The sequence below is a fragment of the Sorangium sp. So ce128 genome (genome assembly GCF_051525245.1).
Lineage (GTDB): Bacteria > Myxococcota_A > Polyangia > Polyangiales > Polyangiaceae > Sorangium > Sorangium cellulosum_B.
Genome location: NZ_CP150313.1, coordinates 11,081,838 through 11,101,746, shown reverse-complemented (window position 1 = coordinate 11,101,746; position 19,909 = coordinate 11,081,838). Strand labels below are relative to the sequence as shown.

Annotated in this window: 13 protein-coding genes; 6 read left to right on the top strand and 7 right to left on the bottom strand. The window is 70.5% G+C overall.

Going from position 1 to position 19,909, the window contains the following annotated elements:
- Nucleotides 1–14: 14 nt before the first annotated feature.
- Both WME82_RS42050 and WME82_RS42045 read right to left on the bottom strand, forming a co-directional pair.
- Entirely contained in the window at nt 15–2,972 is a 2,958-nt protein-coding gene (locus WME82_RS42050) for a HEAT repeat domain-containing protein (protein WP_438039909.1), read from the bottom strand.
- Between the two features lie 208 nt (nt 2,973–3,180).
- A complete protein-coding gene (locus WME82_RS42045) occupies nt 3,181–4,311 on the bottom strand; it encodes an alkene reductase (protein WP_438039908.1) in 1,131 nt (376 codons plus the stop codon).
- Between the two features lie 142 nt (nt 4,312–4,453).
- On the opposite strand from WME82_RS42045, the gene WME82_RS42040 reads away from it, so the two are divergent.
- From WME82_RS42040 to WME82_RS42020, 5 genes are all read left to right on the top strand, one after another.
- The gene (locus WME82_RS42040) at nt 4,454–4,858 is read left to right on the top strand and encodes a winged helix-turn-helix transcriptional regulator (protein ID WP_437853961.1); all 405 of its coding nucleotides are present in this window, start codon (nt 4,454–4,456) and stop codon (nt 4,856–4,858) included.
- A gap of 394 nt (nt 4,859–5,252) precedes the next feature.
- Nucleotides 5,253–6,845, top strand: coding sequence for an ATP-binding protein (locus WME82_RS42035; RefSeq protein WP_438039907.1), 1,593 nt, complete (start codon nt 5,253–5,255; stop codon nt 6,843–6,845).
- On the top strand, nt 6,842–7,282 hold the full coding sequence (locus WME82_RS42030; protein WP_437853957.1) for a response regulator: 441 nt from the start codon (nt 6,842–6,844) through the stop codon (nt 7,280–7,282). The genes WME82_RS42035 and WME82_RS42030 overlap by 4 nt, the downstream gene beginning before the upstream one ends.
- A gap of 114 nt (nt 7,283–7,396) precedes the next feature.
- Nucleotides 7,397–11,731, top strand: coding sequence for a HAMP domain-containing protein (locus WME82_RS42025; RefSeq protein ID WP_438039906.1), 4,335 nt, complete (start codon nt 7,397–7,399; stop codon nt 11,729–11,731).
- 16 nt (nt 11,732–11,747) lie between these two features.
- Nucleotides 11,748–13,937 (top strand): ATP-binding protein, encoded by a 2,190-nt coding sequence (locus tag WME82_RS42020; protein WP_438039905.1) that lies wholly within the window; start codon nt 11,748–11,750, stop codon nt 13,935–13,937.
- Between the two features lie 867 nt (nt 13,938–14,804).
- Here WME82_RS42020 and WME82_RS42015 read toward each other — a convergent pair.
- The 5 genes from WME82_RS42015 to WME82_RS41995 form a co-directional block, all read right to left on the bottom strand.
- The gene (locus WME82_RS42015) at nt 14,805–16,046 is read right to left on the bottom strand and encodes a VWA domain-containing protein (RefSeq protein WP_438039904.1); all 1,242 of its coding nucleotides are present in this window, start codon (nt 16,044–16,046) and stop codon (nt 14,805–14,807) included.
- Nucleotides 16,047–16,256: 210 nt separating this feature from the next.
- Complete coding sequence (locus WME82_RS42010; protein WP_437742140.1) at nt 16,257–16,643, bottom strand: AgmX/PglI C-terminal domain-containing protein; 387 nt, start codon at nt 16,641–16,643, stop codon at nt 16,257–16,259.
- 50 nt (nt 16,644–16,693) lie between these two features.
- Nucleotides 16,694–17,326, bottom strand: coding sequence for an OmpA family protein (locus tag WME82_RS42005; RefSeq protein ID WP_438039903.1), 633 nt, complete (start codon nt 17,324–17,326; stop codon nt 16,694–16,696).
- A 204-nt stretch (nt 17,327–17,530) separates the two neighbouring features.
- Nucleotides 17,531–17,779: a hypothetical protein gene (locus WME82_RS42000; RefSeq protein WP_438039902.1), complete on the bottom strand. Its 249-nt coding sequence runs from the start codon at nt 17,777–17,779 to the stop codon at nt 17,531–17,533.
- Between the two features lie 659 nt (nt 17,780–18,438).
- Nucleotides 18,439–18,759 carry a putative quinol monooxygenase gene (locus WME82_RS41995; RefSeq protein WP_437742137.1) on the bottom strand — a complete coding sequence of 107 codons (321 nt, stop codon included), beginning with the start codon at nt 18,757–18,759 and terminating at the stop codon, nt 18,439–18,441.
- 156 nt (nt 18,760–18,915) lie between these two features.
- Between WME82_RS41995 and WME82_RS41990 the strand changes: the two genes are divergently transcribed.
- Nucleotides 18,916–19,866, top strand: coding sequence for a LysR family transcriptional regulator (locus WME82_RS41990; protein ID WP_438039901.1), 951 nt, complete (start codon nt 18,916–18,918; stop codon nt 19,864–19,866).
- Nucleotides 19,867–19,909 lie beyond the last annotated feature (43 nt).

Sequence of the window (19,909 nt, the reverse complement as noted above, 5' to 3'; positions counted from 1 at the left end):
GTCGCGACGCCGCGCTACTTGCTGCGCTTGACGACGCCGAGCGCCTTCTGCGCCGCCTTGACGGCCGCCTGCGCCTCCTTGCCGGGGGCGCTCGAGAGCGCCGAGATGAGCGCCGTCGCGACCTCGCGCCGGCTGTGCGCGTGCACGTCCGCGAGCTTGAGGTAGAGCGGCGCCTTGTCGGCGAGATCGGCGTCGCCGCGCCGCGCCTCGATCCGCTCGACGAGGCAGGCCGCCACCGCGGTGTCGTCCATCTTCTTCAGCGCGTCGAGCGCCGCCGCGCGCTTCGCGAGCTCCGGCCGCGCCTCGATGAGGTCCACGAGCGGCGTGAGCGCCACGGGGCCGAACGCGCGGATCGCGTCCGCCACGATGCCGGGCTTGTATCCGTCGGCGTAGGCCGAGAGCAGCTCGCTCAGCCCGCGGACGTCGCCGAGGAAGCCGAGCGCGTACGCGGCGATCTTCGCCTCCCGCTCGTCCACGCCCCGGCTCGCCAGCATCCGCACGAAGGTCTCGACCATCTCGACGTCGCCGAGCTGCGCGAGCGCGTAGGCGGCCTCCTCGCGCACCTCGCGGGAGGCGTCGGCGTAGAACGCGCGCCGGAACGCCGGCAGCGCGGCGAGATCGCCGAGCTCGGAGAGCGCCTTCAGCGCCTCGAGCCGCTCCTCCTTGGTCGGCGCGGCGCCCAGCGTCTTCGCGAGCTCGTGCACGCGCCCGAGCCGCGCGGCGCGCCGCGCGCGCACCGCGTCGTTCCCCGGCCCGCCCGACGGCGCCGCGTGCGTGAGCTGCGTGACGTCGATGACGTCGAGCGCGTCGCGGGCGAGCGCCCGCAGGCCGGCGTCCTTCGCGTGCTCCGCGACCTTGCCGAGCATCGCCGTGGCCTCGGCGCGGGCCGGGCCGCCGTGCAGCACGACCGCCTGCAGCACCCGCACCGCCGTCAGCTTCGCCACGCGGCCCGCCTTCACCGTGAGCGCCTTCTCCGCGGCGGCGATCGCCTCGGCCCCGAGCGGCGCGAACGTCCTCGCGATGGTCGGCGTCGCGGTGCCGTCCGCCCAGATCGGGAAGATGCTCGCCACGAGCTCGCTCGCCGGCAGCGACGCGTAGTAGCGCGCGTGGTGGACCGCGGCGACGTAGCGGTTCATCGCGCCCGCCGCGCGCCGCCGCGCCACCTCGTCCGGGGAGAGCGTCTCGTCGGGCCGCGCCACCGCGACGCTCTCGTAGGTCGGCACGCGCTCGGTCGAGGCGCGGTCGATCTGCGTCGCGCCGGCCAGGCGGACGAGCGCCATCTCGAGCACCTGGTAGAGCTTGATGAAGTCGTCGAGCCGATCGGCCGGCTCGGGCCGCTGCGGCAGCGCCTGGAGCAGCGCGGCCTGCTTCTCGAGGCGGAGGTCGCGCAGCCGCGTGGCCAGCGGGTCCGTCGCGCGCGCGCTGAGCCCGGTCAGGCCCGTGACGAGCGCCTCGGCGAGCTCCTCGCGGACCTCGCCGAGCGCGATGGCCGCGGGCGAGGCGCCCGCCTCGCGGGCGGCGGCGTTCCACGCGGAGCCCTCGAGCGGCCCGCCCCGCGCCGCGCTCCCCTGCTCGAAGACAGGGCGCAGCTCCAGGCCGAGCGGCCCCTCGACGACGGCGGCGAGCGGCCACAGCGTGGGCAGCGCGGCGTCGATGCCGACGTCCCCCAGCAGCGCGCGGAGCCGCGCGTCGCGGAGCGAGCCGGCGAGCCGCTCCTCGAGCGCCGGGTCGTCGGGCAGGTGGAGCGCCTCCCCCTTGTCGTCGACCGCCGCGAGCCGCGCGCCGCGCGCGAAGAGCGTGTCGGTGAGCACCGCCACGGGCACGAGGTCGGGCGCGAAGACGTCCTTGCGGTGCTCCTGGAGCGCCGCGAGCGCCGCGCCGACGTCGGGCAGCGCCCGCGCGAGCACGGACTCGAGGGCGCCGGCGTCGAGCGGGCGCTTGTCGCCGAGATCGCTGAAGTCGACGCGGAGCGGCGGGTAGCCCGGGTAGGTCGTCGCCCGCGCCCCGGCGAGCACCTCGCCGGCGAAGCTCCGCTTCGGGTCGGTCCGCTTCGCCAGGAACACCGGGAGGATCTGCTTCTCGCTGAAGTGGCGGCCCGACTCGAGGTCGATGAAGCGGCTCTCCCGGATGACGAAATCGTCGCTCGTCGTCCGCGTCGAGAAGGCGTACTCGATGAGCGTGAGGCCCTCCGCGGGCTTCCTGTCGGACGCCTTCCACGTCTTGCCGACGAGCTCCTCGACGTGGCGGTCGTCGAGCGGCTCGCCCGCGAGGTGCTTCTCCAGCTTGCGGGCGGTGAGCAGGAGGTCGGCCATCACGTTCGCGTAGGCGACCGCCGGCAGCGCGCCGCGGGGAGCGCCCCGGGCCTGCCGGCCCCCCGCGGCCTGCCTGCGGAGCAGCGCGGCGAGGTCGAGCGTGCGCGCCGAGAGGCGCCGGAGGCGGTTCTCCCGGAGCGCCTCGGCGAGCTTCTCCATCTGCTCGATGCGGTCGCCCCCGATCGTCGCGACGCCGGACACGCCGAGCTCGCGCACGAGCGTGCCGACCTGCTCGACCCCGGACTTCATCATGGCCTGCGCGTTCGCGCTGCCCTTCTTCACGCTCTTGCGCGCGGTGTCCCCGCCCGGCGCGCCGGGCGGCGGCGCCTCGCTCACGGCGAACGACTCGGGCGCGCGCGCCCACGCGACGAGCAGCGCCGCCGCGTGCTTGCAGAACGCGGTGTTGAAGGTCCGCGCCGGGCAGGAGCAGCGCCCCTTGAACGCGGGCGCCGGCGCGTCGCTGTAGACGAGCGACACCTTGTAAGGTGAGGCCCCCGAGCCCTTCGCGTCGCAGAACAGCTTGTTCTCGTGGCGCGCGAGGTTCAGGAGCTGCCCGCCGTCGTAGAGCAGCGTGCCCTTCTTGAGCTCTCCCGCGTCCTGGATGAACGCCCGGAGCTCGCCGGCCCCGATGCGCTTCACGTCGCCCGGGGCCGCGCTCACGGCGCCTCCGCGGGCGAGCGCGCCGGGCGCGGCGCCGTGGGGATCTCGTCGTTCGGGAGCAGCGGATGGGCGGCCGGCATCGGGCTGGAAGCCTATCACGGGCGGCGGCGCGGGAGCTCCTCGCCACCTCCGCCCGCCTCCGCCCGATCGAGCCATCCGATCGTGAGATCAGGCCGTCGGGCCCTCAAGCCGTCAGGCCCTCAAGCCGTCAGGCCAGCTGTGCGCCGACGCTGGCGCGCTCCACCGCGGACTCGCCGAGGCGCGGGTAGTCGATGTAGCCGCGCGGGCCCTCGGAGTAGAAGGTCGCGACGTCGGGCGCGTTGAGCGGCGCTCGGCGCGACAGGCGCTCCGGAAGATCGGGGTTGGCCAGGAAGGGCGCGCCGAAGGAGACGAGATCCGCCGCGCCGGTCCGCAGCGCTGCCTCCGCGGTCTCCAGCGTGTAGCCGCCGTTCACGACGAGGGCGCCGCGGAACCGCTCGCGGAGGAGGGGCGTCACCCGCGCCGCGGCGTCGAGCGCCTGCCCCGAGAGCGGCTCCACGACGTGCAGATAGACGACCTTGCGCGCCGAGAGCTCGGCGGCGACGTGGCCGAAGAGCGCCCTCGGATCGGAGTCGCTCATGTCGTTGAAGCCGGCCAGCGGCGAGACCCGCACGCCGACCCGGTCGGCGCCGAACACCCCCGTCACGGCCTCGGTGATCTCGAGCAGGAGCCGCGCCCGGTTCTCGACCGAGCCGCCGTACCGATCCGTCCTCTGGTTCACGCCGTCCCGGAGGAACTGGTCGATGAGGTAGCCGTTCGCCGCGTGGATCTCGACTCCATCGAAGCCGGCGGCCTTGGCCCGGCGCGCGCCGTCCTCGAACCGCGCGACCACGCCGGCGATCTCGCCCGTCTCCAGGGCGCGCGGGGTGGTGTACGGCTGCGGGCCCTCGGGCGTGTACGCGTGGCCGTTGCGGATGGCGACGGCCGAGGACGAGACGGGCGCCTGCCGGTTCGGCTGGAACGAGGGGTGCGACGCCCGCCCGACGTGCCAGAGCTGAAGGAAGCCGCGCCCTCCCGCCCGGTGGATCGCGCCCGTCACGAGCCGCCACCCGGCGACCTGCGCGTCCGTGTGGATGCCAGGTGTGCGGAGATATCCCACGCCCTCCGGGGTGACCTGCGTCGCCTCGGTGATGATGAAGCCCGCAGAGGAGCGCTGCTCGTAGTACCGCGCGTTGAGCTCGGTCGGCACGTTGCCCTCGCCGGCGCGGCAGCGCGTCAGCGGCGCCATCACGAGCCGGTTCGGCAGCGAGAGGGGGCCGAGCGCGAAGGGGCTGAAGAGCAGGTCTTTGGCGGTGGTCACGATCGATGCTCCTTGCAAAGAAGATGTAGCTTCCGAAAGGGAAGTGGCATCCGTTCGGGGGGCATCATGAATCTGCACTGTACGATGTCAAGTCACTTCCCTTTTGGAAGTGGATAGGTCATTCTGGTGTCTGGGACGACACATGAAGCACGCGTGCCAGCACCTCTGCGAGAAGTTTCAGGTCGCGATGGACGTGCTCGCGAAGCCCTGGAACGGGCTCATCATTGCGACGCTCGAGGAGGGGGCGCTGCGCTTCGGCGAGATCGGCGAGCGGCTCGACGCGATCAGCGATCGGATGCTCTCCAGCCGGCTGAAGGAGCTCGAGGCGCTGGGCCTCGTGGTGCGGCGCGTCCTGCCGGGGCCCCCCGTGCGCGTGGAGTACGAGCTTACCGACGCCGGGCGGGGATTCGGCGAGGTGGCGCAGGCGATCTCGCGGTGGGGAGAGCGGCTCGCGGTGAGCGCGGCGCGCGGCGGGGGGGCGAAGCGCGCCGCACGGGCGGCGCGGGCCGTACCGGCGGCGAAGCGCGCGCGGGCGTCATCCACGTAGCCTCCACGCAGGTCGCGTGACGGATGTCACGAAGGAGTCCGCCCGGTCCTGAGCAGCGCTCAGGCAATACCTGACGCCGAGCGCTCGTGTGGCGAGGTGGCGGCGAGGTATCGAGAGGAGCGCCTCTGTCGAGCTCGAGGTTGCGCTTGCCGCTCAGGTGGAATGGTGATGTAATTCGAGGGCTTCGCATCTCGGTGGCTGTCAAAGCGGGGTGCAGATTCGTGGGATACGAGCTCAGCCGTTAGGCAGGCGAGTGCGGCGTACGAAAGTACGCGGCACGAGCCGAACGACGCGGATGAGCTCGCCAAGTACGCGCCAGGTATGAGAATGCACCCCGCTATGACGCAGGGTGTCAACGCGTGAGCGTCCCCTGGGGGTCGCGGTGGATCGCCGTATGGTACTGCAGCACCAGCGCCGACCGGGGGGGATGAGGCTCGCGCACCAGTTCTGGTTGTCTCTCGTCCTCCCCATCGCGATGGCCATCCTGCTGTATGGCATCTTCGCGTCGGCGCACCGCAAGCAGGTCCTGCGGGAGGAGGCCACGGCGGAGCTCCGCAACTACGCCACCCTGCTTCAGGCGTTCGTCGAGAGCGCGCTGCAGCGCAGGGACGTCGCGCTCGTCCGGCGGAGGGCGGAGGACTTCGCGAGCGCCGAGCGCATCCTTGGCATCGCCGCGTTCACCAGGGAAGGTGAGGCGATCTTCATCACGAAGGGAGTCGAGCGCGAAGCGGAGCGCCTCGAGCAGCTCGCGCGCCGGGCGTTCCGTGAAGGCGGCGACATCGAGGAGGCCGCCAGCATGGCCGAGCAATCCGTGCTGCTCCGCACGGTGTCCATCCGGCCGAGCAGCGCCAATCAGCCCCTGGTCGCCGTCCTGGTGCGCGATCGTCACTACGTCGAGGTGCTGGAGAGGACGTTGAATCACGGCCTCGCGGTGACCGGCGTCGTGCTGCTGCTGATCAGCGCGGTCGTCGCAGGGCTCGTCGGGCGCTTCACGGTCGCGCTCCCCGCGCGGGCCATCCTCGCCGGGGCCGAGCGCGTCGCGAGCGGCGATCTGGACGCGGCCGTGCCCGAGCGCGGCGCGGACGAGCTCTCTCGTCTGGCGAGCGCCTTCAACACGATGACCTGCTCTCTCCGCGAGGCGCGGGAGCGCGCCGTGCGGGAGGAGGCGGCGCGCGTGAACGGGGAGCGCAAGCTGCAGCAGGCGCAGGCGCTCGCCGCCGCGGGGCAGGTGGCGACCTCGCTCGGCCACGAGATCGGATCGCCGCTGAACGTGATCCATGGCCGCGCGCGCCGCGCGGCCGACCTGCCCGGCTGCCCGGAGCACCTGCGCGCCGAGCTGGAGACCATCGCGCGACAATCCGAGCGGATCACGCGCGTCGTCTCTCGCCTCGTCTCCCTCGCTCGGCCGCCGAGACCGCAGCAGGCGGACAGCGATCTCCGGCGCGTCATCGACGATGCGGTCGCTTTCCTGGGCCCGGAGTGCAGGAGGCGCGGCATCGAGCCGAGCGTCGTGTGCGAGGGCGCCGCCAGGGCGCGCGTCGCCCTCGACTCCGATCGTCTGTTTCAGGTCGTGTTCAATCTGTGCTTGAACGCCGTCGAGGCCCAGTGCCGCGGCGGCGAGCTCGCGGTGCGCGTCCTGGCCGAGTGTGATGGTCCAGCGGGCTCTGCCGTCGTGAGCTTCGAGGTCGCCGACGCGGGGCCGGGGATCCCCGCCGAGGATCTGCAGCAGATCTTCGACCCGTTCTTCACGACGAAGGCGGCCGGCGGCGGCAGCGGGCTCGGGCTCGCGATCGTCCGTGGGATCGTCGAGGAAGCCGGCGGCTCGGTGGAGGCCGCCGCCTCGTCGACAGGCGGGGCGCGCTTCCGTGTCATCCTACCGGCGATCGTGTCCGGTTCACCGGCGAGCGTGGAAGCGAGCTCAGAGGCGAGCTCGGAGTCGAGTAGAGGGGCCAGTCGAGGGGGTGGAGAGGAAGGGCAGAAAGCATGAGTCTGAGCTCACCGAGCGTGTTGGTTGTCGAAGACGACGATGATCTTGGCCGGTTCGTCGTTGACATCGCCAAGGACCACGGCTACCAAGCGACGCACGTGTCCGATGCGATGTCGGGCCTCGGTCTGCTGCCGTCGGGGGACTTCGACCTGCTGATCACCGACATCCGCATGCCGGGGATGGATGGCATCGAGCTGATCGCGCGGGCCAAGGAGCACGATCCGTCGCTGGCGATCATCGCGATCACCGCGTTCGGCTCCGTCGAGACCGGGATGCGCGCCCTCCGCGTCGGCGCCTCGGACTACCTCTCCAAACCTTTCCGCTCCGATGAGCTAAGCTCTCGCATGCGACGCGCGCTCGAGCGTCGCGCTCGCGATATCGAGCATGCCCGTCTCCAGCGGCAAGTCGCAGAGGTCTTGCGCCGCGGCAAGCCATGAAACGGCGGTACTCCAGGGTCTCATGAAGCCGAGCTCCCCCGGCATCGACGAGGCCTGAACACCTGAAACGGGAACTAGCACTCCAGGCGCGCTATCGTCGTCAGGAAGGTGGTCATGCAATCGAACAACATCGCGGCGACCTCGAAGGACAAGCACGGGAGCGGGGCGAGCAAGAAGAAGTCGCCGCCCCGCAAGCGCGGCGCCAACGGGAGCCACCTGGATGTGCGGGAGATGCAGCTCCAGGCGGTGCTGGAGGTGCTCAAGGCGGTGAAGGCCGGCAACTTCTCCGCCCGCGTCGGCATCGGCGAGGTGCCGGGGACGATCGGTCAGATCGCCGATGAGGTGAACGACGTCGTCCAGCAGCTGCAGACCGTCGGCTCGGAGATCACGCGCGTGGCGCGCGAGGTAGGCACCGAGGGCAAGCTGGGCGCGCAGGCGGAGGTGCAGGGCGTCAGCGGGACGTGGAAGGACCTCACGGACAACGTGAATGTCCTCGCGGGCAACCTGACGAACCAGGTGCGCAACATCGCGGTCGTGACGACGGCGGTGGCGAACGGCGACCTGTCGAAGCAGATCACGGTCGAGGCGAAGGGGGAGATCCTCGAGCTGAAGAACACCATCAACAAGATGGTGGAGCAGCTGCGCGCGTTCGCGTCGGAGGTGACGCGCGTGGCGCGCGAGGTAGGCACGGAGGGCAAGCTGGGCGCGCAGGCGGAGGTGCGCGGCGTCAGCGGGACGTGGAAGGACCTCACGGACAACGTGAATGTCCTCGCGGGCAACCTGACGAACCAGGTGCGCAACATCGCGGTCGTGACGACGGCGGTGGCGAACGGCGACCTGTCGAAGCAGATCACGGTCGAGGCGAAGGGGGAGATCCTCGAGCTGAAGAACACCATCAACAAGATGGTGGAGCAGCTGCGCGCGTTCGCGTCGGAGGTGACGCGCGTGGCGCGCGAGGTAGGCACGGAGGGCAAGCTGGGCGCGCAGGCGGAGGTGCGCGGCGTCAGCGGGACGTGGAAGGACCTCACGGACAACGTGAATGTCCTCGCGGGCAACCTGACGAACCAGGTGCGCAACATCGCGGTCGTGACGACGGCGGTGGCGAACGGCGACCTGTCGAAGCAGATCACGGTCGAGGCGAAGGGGGAGATCCTCGAGCTGAAGAACACCATCAACAAGATGGTGGAGCAGCTCCGGACGTTCGCCGCGGAGGTGACGCGCGTCGCGCGCGAGGTAGGCACGGACGGCAAGCTCGGCGGCCAGGCGCAGGTGCCGGGCGTCGCCGGCACGTGGAAGGACCTCACCGACAACGTGAACCAGCTCGCGGGCAACCTGACGAACCAGGTGCGCAACATCGCCCTGGTCACGACGGCCGTCGCCAAGGGCGATCTCTCTCAGAAGATCACCGCCGAGGCGAAGGGGGAGATCCTCGAGCTGAAGGACACCATCAACAAGATGGTGGAGCAGCTGCGCGCGTTCGCGTCGGAGGTGACGCGCGTGGCGCGCGAGGTAGGCACGGAGGGCAAGCTGGGCGCGCAGGCGGAGGTGCGCGGCGTCAGCGGGACGTGGAAGGACCTCACGGACAACGTGAATGTCCTCGCGGGCAACCTGACGAACCAGGTGCGCAACATCGCCCTCGTCACGAAGGCGGTCGCGAGCGGCGACCTGTCCCAGAAGATCGCGGTCGAGGCGAAGGGGGAGATCCTCGAGCTGAAGGACACCATCAACAAGATGGTCGATCAGCTGCGCGCGTTCGCCGCGGAGGTGACGCGCGTCGCGCGCGAGGTAGGCACGGACGGCAAGCTCGGCGGCCAGGCGCAGGTGCCGGGCGTCGCCGGCACGTGGAAGGACCTCACCGACAACGTGAACCAGCTCGCGGGCAACCTGACGAACCAGGTGCGCAACATCGCCCTCGTCACGAAGGCGGTCGCGAGCGGCGACCTGTCCCAGAAGATCACGGTCGAGGCGAAGGGGGAGATCCTCGAGCTGAAGGACACCATCAACAAGATGGTCGATCAGCTGCGCGCGTTCGCCGCGGAGGTGACGCGCGTCGCGCGCGAGGTAGGCACGGAGGGCAAGCTCGGCGGCCAGGCGCAGGTGCCCGGGGTCTCCGGCACATGGAAGGACCTGACGGAGAACGTCAACGTCATGGCCTCGAACCTCACCTCGCAGGTGCGCGGCATCGCCAAGGTCGTGACCGCGGTCGCGAACGGCGATCTCCGCCAGAAGCTCGCCCTGGAGGCCAAGGGCGAGATCGCGTCGCTGGCGGACACCATCAACGACATGACCTACACGCTCCGCGTGTTCGCCGAGCAGGTGACCACGGTCGCGCGCGAGGTCGGCATCGAGGGCAAGCTCGGCGGCCAGGCCAAGGTGCCCGGCGCGGCCGGCACGTGGAGGGACCTCACCGACAACGTGAACCAGCTCGCGGGCAACCTCACCACGCAGGTGCGCGCCATCGCCGAGGTCGCCACCGCCGTGACGAAGGGTGACCTCACGCGGGCCATCTCGGTCGAGGCGCAGGGCGAGGTCCTCCAGCTGAAGGACAACATCAACCAGATGATCTCGAACCTGCGGGACACGACGCGCGCCAACCAGGAGCAGGACTGGCTGAAGACGAACCTGGCGCGCTTCTCCGGGATGATGGCCGGGCAGCGGACGATCGAGGCGCTCTCTCGCCTCATCATGTCCGAGGTGACGCCGCTCGTGTCGGCGCAGCACGGGGCCTTCTATGTGCTCGAGTCCGAGGAGAAGTACCCGGCGCTCAAGCTCACGTCGAGCTACGCGTTCCAGAAGCGCAAGGGCATCTCCAACCGGTTCGCGCTGGGCGAGGGGCTCGTCGGGCAGTGCGGCCTGGAGAAGAAGAGCATCGTCGTCACGGATCTCCCGGACGACTACATCCGGGTGAGCTCGGGCCTCGGCGACGCGCCGCCGCGCAACATCTGCGTTCTGCCGGTGCTCTTCGAGGGCGGCCTCAAGGCGGTCATCGAGCTGGCGAGCTTCCAGAACTTCACGCCCATCCACCTCACGTTCCTCGAGCAGCTCACGCAGTCGATCGGCGTCGTGTTCAACATGATCGGCGCCAGCATGAGGACGGAGGAGCTGCTCCAGGAGCTCCAGAGGTCCAACACCGAGCTCGGCTCGCGGTCGCAGGAGCTGGAGGAGAAGGCGTCGGAGCTCGAGATCAAGAACCGCGAGATCGCGCGCGCCAGCGCCTCCCTGGAGGAGAAGGCGAGGGAGCTGTCGCGCACCTCGAAGTACAAGTCCGAGTTCCTCGCGAACATGTCGCACGAGCTGCGCACGCCGCTGAACAGCCTGCTCATCCTCGCCAGGATCCTCGCGGACAACGAGGAGCACACGCTCACGCCGAAGCAGGTCGAGTACGCGAAGACGATCGCCGCGGCGGGGCAGGACCTCCTGCAGCTCATCAACGAGATCCTCGACCTGTCGAAGATCGAGGCCGGCAAGATCGACGTGAAGACCCAGCGGGTGCTGCTCTCCGAGCTGGCCGAGTACGTCGAGCGGAGCTTCCGGCAGATCGCCGAGCAGAAGGAGCTCGAGTTCTGGGTCCGGGTCGCGACCGGCGTCCCCGCGGGGATCATGACGGATCTGCAGCGGCTCCAGCAGATCCTGAAGAACCTGCTGTCCAACGCGTTCAAGTTCACGTCGTCCGGGCGGATCTCGCTCGAGATCGAGGTGGCCGGCAAGGGGCTCACGTTCAAGCGGGAGACGCTCATCAAGGCGAAGACCGTCCTGGCGTTCGCCGTCACCGACACGGGTATCGGCATCCCGGCAGAGAAGCAGACGCTCATCTTCGACGCGTTCCAGCAGGCGGACGCGTCGACCAGCCGCACCTACGGCGGCACAGGGCTCGGCCTGACGATCAGCCGGGAGCTGGCCAGCCTGCTCGGCGGGGAGATCTCGCTGAACAGCACGCCCGGGCTCGGCAGCAAGTTCACCCTGTACCTGCCGGCGGAGCGGACGGAGCCGAAGGCGACGAGGCCGGCGCGCGGCGAGCTGCCCGAGCCGGTCGCGCCGCTCCTCACGAACGGCGCCTCCTCGGTCGCGCTCGCCGGGCGCAGCGTGCTTGTCATCGACGATGACGCGCGCAACGTCTTCGCCATCACGAGCCTGCTCGAGCGGCGCGGGGCGCACGTGGTCCTGGCCGAGAACGCAAGGCACGGTATCGAGATCTTGCGCGAGGCCGATTCGTCCATCGATGTCGTCCTCATGGACATCATGATGCCCGAGCTCGACGGCTACGAGGCGACGCGGGAGATCCGGAGCGATCCTCGCTTCAACGAGCTGCCGATCATCGCCGTGACGGCCAAGGCGATGCCGGAAGATCGACAGAAGTGCCTGGACGCCGGCCTGAACGATTTCGTGGCCAAGCCGGTGGACGAGGGGCGGCTGATGTCGGCCATCCTGCACTGGGTGCGGCCGGATTGAGCCACGGAGGCGTACGGTGTCTACCCCGCCCGCGACGACCAGCATTCTCCTTGTCGACGATCAGCCGGAGAACCTGACGGCGCTCAGGGCGATCCTTGTCGACGAGAGCTACCGCCTCGTGACCGCCGCGAGCGGGAAGGACGCGCTCCTCAGGATCCTGTCCGAGGATTTCGCGGTCATCCTGCTCGACGTGCGGCTGCCCGATATCGACGGCTTCGAGGTCGCCTCGCTCGTGAAGCAGCGGGAGCGGTCGCGCCACACGCCGATCATCTTCCTGACGGCGGCGACGGACGATCTCGCGGCCATTTACAGGGCGTACGCCGTGGGCGGCGTCGACTACCTCCTGAAGCCGCTCGAGCCGGAGATCGTCCAGGCGAAGGTCGCCGTGTTCGTCGAGCTCCACCGGCGCGGCGAGCAGATCAAGGAGCAGGCGGAGCTCCTGCGCCAGGCCGAGCAGCGGCGGCGCGACGCCGAGGTCGAGGACCTCCGGCGCGCCGCGCAGGCGAGGTACCAGAACCTGGCCGACGCCATCCCGCAGTGCGTCTTCACGGCGAAGCTCGACGGCGGCATCGATTACGTGAGCTCGCGCTGGCTGGAGTACACGGGGCTCGCGTTCGAGGCGCTCCGCGGCTGGGGCTGGCAGGCCGCTGTGCACCCGAACGATCTGAACCAGTTCGTCAGCAAGTGGCGGCGCTGCCTGGAGTCGGGCGAGCCCTTTCAGGGCGAATGTCGTCTCAGGTCGATTCACGGCGCCTACCGCTGGCACCTGTGCCGGGCGGTCCCGGAGCGGGACGTCTGGAAGCGGGTGGTCGCCTGGCTCGGCAGCTTCACGGACATCGACGACGGCAAGCGCCACGAGCAGGAGCGCCTGCACCTCCTGACGCGCGAGCGGGCGGCCCGCGCAGAGGCCGAAGCCGCGGTGCGCCGCTCGGAGATCCTCGCGGAGGCGTCGAGCTCGTTCTCGGCGTCGCTCGACGAGGATAGCGTCGCGGCGGCCCTCGTGCGCATCTCCGCGGAGCGCGTCTGCACCTGGTGTGTGCTCGATCTGCGGGAGGAGGGCGGCGCGCGCCGGCTCGCGGCCGCGCACAGGGCCCGCGACGCGGCGCGGTTCATGGCGCGGTTCGGCCCGCGGGAGCTCGCCTTGACCGCGGACGGCGTCGGCGCGGTGCTCACGACCGGCCGCCCCGACCTGCGCGTCGAGTGCGCTCCGCGCGACGTCGCCCTGGCGCTCGACATCGACGATCCCGCGGTGATCCAGGAGATCGGCGCCAGCAGCTACCTGTGCGTGCCGCTCGTCACGCGCGGCGAGGTGCTCGGCGCGCTCAGCTTGGTGTGGGTCGAGCCGGGCGAGCGCTTCGAGCCGCCCGATTTCGCCGTCGCCCTCGACGTCGCGCAGCGCGCGGCGCTCTGCCTCGAGAACGCCCGGCTGCTGCGGATGACGCGTGAAGCCGTGCAGATCCGCGAGGACTTCGTGGCGGTCGCCTCGCACGAGCTGAGGACGCCGCTCAGCGCGCTGGTGCTCCAGGTCCAGGGCCTCACCCGCGCCCTCCACCGCGCGGACGGCGGGCTGCCGGCGGAGCAGGTGCTGGCGAAGCTCTCCCAGGCCGGCGGGCAGATCGACCGGCTCACGCGGCTCATCGACACGCTGCTCGACGTGGCGCGCATCAACAGCGGCCACCTCGAGCTCAGCCTCGATGACGTGGATCTGTGCGACGTGGCGCGCGACGTGGCGGGCCGCCTCGAGGCCGAGCTGGAGCGGGCCGGCTGTACGCTCGACCTGGACATGCCGGTGACCGCGGTCGGCCGGTGGGACCGCCTGCGCATCGATCAGGTGATCACCAACCTGCTCATGAACGCCATCAAATACGGGCGGGGCAAGCCGATCCAGGTGCGCATCTCGGTGGATGGGCGGTCCGCGGTGCTCCAGGTGGCAGATCAGGGCATCGGGATCGCTCAGGAGTGCATCGCCCGGATCTTCGGGCGCTTCGAGCGGGCGGCGCCGACCAGCTCGTATGGCGGGCTGGGCGTCGGCCTGTACATCGTGGACCAGATCCTGAGGGCCCACGGCGGCAGCATCCAGGTGGAGAGCGCCCCGGGCATGGGGGCGAGGTTCCAGGTGGCGTTGCCGCTCCCGCCCCGAGCGGCTGGTCCGTCCGGGCCCCTGGGCGAGCGCCCTGGATCGTCGTTGACCGGTCCCGCGGGCTGAGAGGCGCTCTCCTGAGCTCACCTGGCGTCTCACCTGGCGCCCGTGGGGGCAGGGATGCGGTCGCGCTGCGCCACCGTTGCAACCGGTGGTTTCAACCGTGAAAGACGCCTCACGGTCCCCCTGGGAAAAGAGGCGATGCCGGCATCCGGCCATCGTTGGCCTGCATCGTGCAACAAGCTCGTGACAGAGCGCCCGGTGCGACACCCGGGGGCAGTCCCTCGCCGATCACCACGGAGACACGGAGGCACGGAGCGAACCCAGACCCGTGCCTTCGTGCCTCCGTGGTGCCTGCGTGCATCCGCCGTGAGAGGCGGAAGGCGAGTGGATCTCCCGGGTGGACAAGTTCACGTCCGGACGGGCGCTCAGGGCTCGTGATCTCCGCACTGCGACGCTGCGTAAAAGATCAAAACGGTTTATAGGTGATGAGCCCTCGCTGAGCGACGTGATCAGTCCGCCAAACATATCGGTAGTTCAAGTGAAACTTTCTATCAGCCTAGTTGGCCCCTCGATCAGCGCCGTGGACAGCGCGGGTCCCCTCCTGGTCAAGACACCCTCTCTCGAAGAGGTGGTTCGGGCGGCCGGGGCCCGTCGGCGGGTCTCTGCGAGCGCTGCCCGGGGCGCCACGTCCCGGAAGCGCGCCGCCGCCCGTCGGACGGACGAGCGCTCGGCGAAGGCGACCCGCCGCGCGCGGTGACAGGGCCGGCGCGGGGCGTCGCGGACGCTCCCGCTGGCGCCGGTCGTGTCGAGAGAGCACGCCGCCCCCGCGTCGCGTGCGCGAGGGGCCACGGAGGCACAGACGACGCAGAGGAAGGAAAAGAACCTCTGTGTCCTCTGTGCCTCCGTGGTCTTTGTGCCCTCGCCGGGCGCTCAGCGCGCCTCGGCCTCGAGCAGCGGGCCGAGGTCCTGACCTCGCATGAGCCGCTCTACCACCTTGACGAGGAGCTTCGGGGTGCAGCCGAAGCACGGGGTCCCGAGGGCGGCGAGCTTCTGCGCCATGTCGTGGTCGTACGAGGGTTTGCCGCTGTCGGACAGCGCGAGCAGGCAGATCGACTTCACCTTGCTGTCGGCGAGCTGGCGCATGCGGGCGAGGAGCTCCTCGGCGTTGCCGCCCTCGAACAGGTCGGTGATCAGGATGAACAGCGTCTTCTCGGGGCGCTCGATGAAGTTCGCCTGGGCGTAGGCCACGGCGCGGTTGATGTCGGTGCCGCCGCCGAGCTGCGCCGTGAACAGCACGTCGACCGGATCGACGAGCATCGGAGTCACGTCGACGACCTCGGTGTCGAAGAAGAGGAGCCGAGTGCGGAGGACGTCGAGGGACGCGAAGATCGCGGCCATGATGGAGCTGTAGACGACGCTCTCGCCCATGGAGCCCGACTGGTCGACGAGGATCGCGACGTCCCACTCGTGCCTCCGCGTCTGGTTCGCCCAGAAATAGAGCTTGTCCGGGACGAGGCGGCGCCGCTCCGCGTCCCATCCTCTGAGGTTCTTGCGGATGGTGCGCTTCCAGTCGAGGTTCCTGAGGACGCGGAGCGGGCTCGTCGTGTTCCGCCGCAGGGCGCCGAGGACGGCGGTGCGGATCTCGGACTCCAGCGCGCGCCGCACCTCCTCGACGACCTCGCGCACGATCTGCCGGGCTGTCTCCCGGGCGGCGTCGGGGATGAGGCCCTTCGCGCTCATGAGGGTGGCGACGAGCTCGACGTTCTTCTCGAGGAAGGGCAGCGTCTCGGGCTCGAAGAGGAGCTGCGTCAGCCCTCGTTTCTCGATGGCGTCCTTCTGGACGAGCGCGACGATGTCGTGGCTGAAGAACTCGCGCACCGCGGAGAGCCACTCGGGGACGTACGGCCGCGAGCCGCCGAGGTTGCCGGCGCGCTCGTCGTAGATGAACGAGAGGGCCTTGTCGAGGTCGCCGAGCCGCCGCGGGTCAACGTGAAGAGCGGACGCCCCGCCGCCGAGCCCCCCGAGGGAGAGCCGAGGATCGACGCGCTCGGCCTCGGGCCCGAGCGCGAGCCGCCAGCGCAGGAGGGCGTCGCGGTCGCCGTCGGTGAGGTCGTCCGTCGCGCCGGCGGGGGAGGGGGGCGGAGGGGCTTTCTTGGGGGTGCGAGCGCTCATCGCTGTGGGGTGTCGGAGGGATCGCGAGCTCTCCAGAGAGCCTGTTTGGCGGGAGCCCGATGAGCCGCCCCGCGGCGCGAGCAGCGATCGGCCGCGAGCGCCGTGCGCGCGTGCCGCACAGCGGCAGGATAGGGGGCGTGGCCGCCGGGCACAAGGAGGACGGCGCGGCGGAGCGCGGCGGTGCTGCCGGGCTCCGCCGGCGCGGCGGAGCTACGCCTTCGGCGCCCCGACGGTGAACTCCCAGACGAACTTCCCCTTGCCTTGCTTCTCATCGGGCGGGGTGAGGACGAGCCCGTCGATCGACTTCACGACGCAGCTCGCCACGTCGTCCGACGCGGTGGTGCCGGCGGGGTCGACGGCGACGTTCGTGATGCGGCCGCTGTCCTCGAGCACCGTGAAAGCGACGGTGACCTTGCCCTGCGCGCCGGGGTTCCGCGCGAGCTCTGCGTCATAACACGCGCTGATCTCGTCGCGCCTCGTCTCGAGCAGCGCGGCCGTATCGTCTCGGTACATCTCGGCGTTCCGCACGGCGAAGGAGCAGCCCGCGGACGCGCTCGCCAGAACCATCATGGTAAGACCCGACAACCACTGCTTCATGCTCGCCTCCTTGCGGGGAGCGCCGCTCACGGGCGGCTTCGGACCAGCGTTCATTTCCCGGCGTCCGCGGTCTTCTGCGCGGTGTCCTGCTCGACGATGTTGAACTCGACGCGACGGTTCTTCTCGCGCCCCTCCGGCGTGTCGTTGTCCGCGATGGGCTTCGATTTGCCGAAGCCCTTGGCGGTGAGCATGCCGGCGGCGATCCCGTGGTCGACGAGGTACTTCATCACGGCTTTGGCGCGGCGGTCCGAGAGCTTCAGGTTGTGATCGGCCGACCCCTCGGCGCTCGCGTGGCCCTCGATGGCGATCTTCTTGATGTGCGTGTGCTTCTTGATCGTGGCGACGACCTCGTCCAGCAAGCTGTAGGACTCCGTCCGGATCGTCGCCTGGTCGTATTCGAACTGGATCTTCTCGTTGATGATGATCTTGTCGTCCGTCACGACCACGCGCTCCGGCGGGGGCGGCGGAGGCGGCGGGGGCGGCGCGGGCGGCCGGCCCACGACGGCGAGCGCCTTCCCTCCTTCGAACGTGGTGACGCCGCCGCAGGCGATCGGGCCCAGGGCCATCGCCGTGAGCACGGCGCCGGCGACCCAGGGCTCGAGGCCCGTGGCTCGCCGCGCGACGAGCCAGCGGCGGGGGCTCGGGCGGCTCGTCACATCTCGTTTATCGTCGATATCGTTCATGATCGCGTCTCCATGGCCCGCTGTCACGGGCCCAGGCCACCGGGGCGCTCTGGCACGGATCTGTTCGCGCCGGAAGATGCGCCAGCGGCGGCGCTGCTCTGGCCTGGGGAGCACGGCCTTGAACCGCCGAAACGATCCGGACCCCTGGAGGCAATGCAGGAGCAGCAGCCGGAGCTCGATGGGGTGCGGCGGCTTCGGTACGACCTATTCCCGCGGGCCGGCGGGCGCCTTCTCCGGGCAGCAGAACAGGTGATCTGGCACCAGCATGGCGCAGCCGTCTTTCCAGGGGTCGTCAGGCGCGTAGTCCGTCCGGTTCTCCGCAGGATAGAAGTACGCTTTGGGCTTCGCAGGATCCGCGCAGCCGCTGTCGCGCTCCGGCGCTGCCTCGCGGCCCTTCGGCGCGCCGGTGACCCTGGAGCAGGCCGCGAGCGCGGCGCCCGCCGCGAGGAGCATGAGGAGCGCCGCGACGGGCCTGTGCTCCCACGGCGACGAGCGACCGGGCCATCGCCGCGGACATGGCTGTTGTCGAGAGCTACCTATCGCCGCGCCCTCCGGGTGCATGGACATCAGCGGGTGCATCCGGCCTGCGGGGGGTTCGATTTCAAGAGTTCGCAGGACGTCGGAGAGCAGCCGAGGCCAGCACAGGCCGCTTCGAAGCCAGGGTAGCAGCAGCCGGCGGCGAACACCTCGCGGCCGACGCAGTCGACGAAGTCCTGAGCAGGTCGGGCCGGAGCAGCGCATCGTGCCGGCTTGGTGGGCGGCGGGAGGTCCGCTCTGGGCGATTGACCGGAAGCAGGGCTCTTGTCGGGAGCGGACGTCGGCGCGCCGCCTGTCGCGGGCTCGGGCCCTCGGGCCGGCCCCTGCTCGGGGGCCGGCTCGGGGCCGGGTCCCCGCTCCGCAATCGCGCCAGGCCCTCGGCCGGGCGGAGCGTCCGGGGTCGCGGCCGAGGTCGTCGGGCTCGGCGTGCTCGTGCAGTGAACGAGGAGCAGAAGAAGCGAGAGCGACCGTCCGAGAGCGAGCGCCTGGGCCGATGCGATCTTCCGCGTCATCAACCGAGCATCGCACGATGGCCTGCGCGAAACCAGGGGAGCCCGCCTCGTACGCGCGCTCGTTCAGCCGCCAGGGCGGCCCCCCGCGCCGGCGACGTCGGTCAAGGCATAGTGCCTCATCTCCTGGATGCACGCGTAGAAGGGCTTCACCTTGGCGAAGAATGACGGGAACGACGCCTCCTTGCGGAACCCCTGGAGGTGGCCTTCCAGCGAGTCCCAGCGGATGCGGACGACGAAGCTCGCCGGCTCCTCGGTGCATCGGGAGATCTCATAGTCGAGGCAATGCACGGAGCCGCGCAGCTCCGTGGCCGCGGCGCGATAAGCGGACAGGAACGCCTGCTCTTGCTCGGCGGGGATCGTGTAGCGAATGTACTCGATGATCATGGCAGCTTCCTGGGTTGGGGCCTGGGGGCTCTCTCTGTGCGGCGGCACGAGCCCTCAGGAGACCAGAGATACGCGCCGGCGGATCGATCGTCGAATCGATAGCGGGCGCGCCAACACATAGGTGATGTCTATGGGTTGGCGTGGTATCCATCGACCATGCGTCTGCAGTCGGTGGACACCCACCTTGTCGTGGCCTTGCACGCTCTGCTCCAGGAGAGGAGCGTCACGCGCGCTGCGCGCCGGGTGGGCGTGACGCAGCCCTCGATGAGCCACGCGCTTTCACGGCTGCGCGCCCATTTCGGGGATCCGTTGCTCGTCCAGGTGGGCAGGCAGATGACGTTGAGCGAGCGCGCGCGGGACCTTTTGCCGAGAGCAGCCGAGGCCGTCGAGCGGCTCGAGCAGGTCTTCGGCCAGGCCGAGCGGTTCGACCCGAGGCGCTCGACCCGCACGTTCCGGCTCGTCGCGACCGACAACCTGGAGCTGCTCGTGCTCCCGCCGTTGACCAGGATCCTCGCCGCCGAGGCGCCGCACGTCAACCTGCGGTGCCGCAACATCCCGCCGGATTTCGCCGAGCTCCTGCGCCGCGGCGAGCTCGACGCCAAGCTGGGGCGCGGCGGGCCGGTGCCCGACGGATGCCGGTCCACGCAGCTCGCGGCCGAGCAGCTCGTCTGTCTGATGCGGCGGGGCCACCCGGCCTCCCGGAAGGCGCTCACGGCGGCGCGCTACGCTGCCTGCGAGCACCTGATGATCTCGCCGCACGGAGAGGACCACAACGTCATCGATCAGGAGCTGGCGGCGCGGGGGCTGCGTCGTCGGGTGACCCTCACCGTGTCGCATTTCCTCGTCGCTCCGTTCATCCTCTCCGGCTCTGACCTGCTGCTCACCGTGTCCGCGCGGGTCGCCGTGGCGCTGGCCCGGAAGCTCGATCTCGTGGTGCGGCCGTGTCCGCTCGAGGCGAGGGGCTACACCTTGACGCTCGTCTGGCCGGAACGCTCCGAGGGCGACGAGGGCCACAGCTGGCTTCGCGCCGCCATCGAGCGCGCCGTCGCGTGTGAGCCGGTCGCGGGGCTGGGCGAGGTCGGAGGGCCCCCTGCGCGAGGGCGGTGAGCAGCTTATCGCTTAGGATAGGGAGCTCGGGTGCGGGGTACGA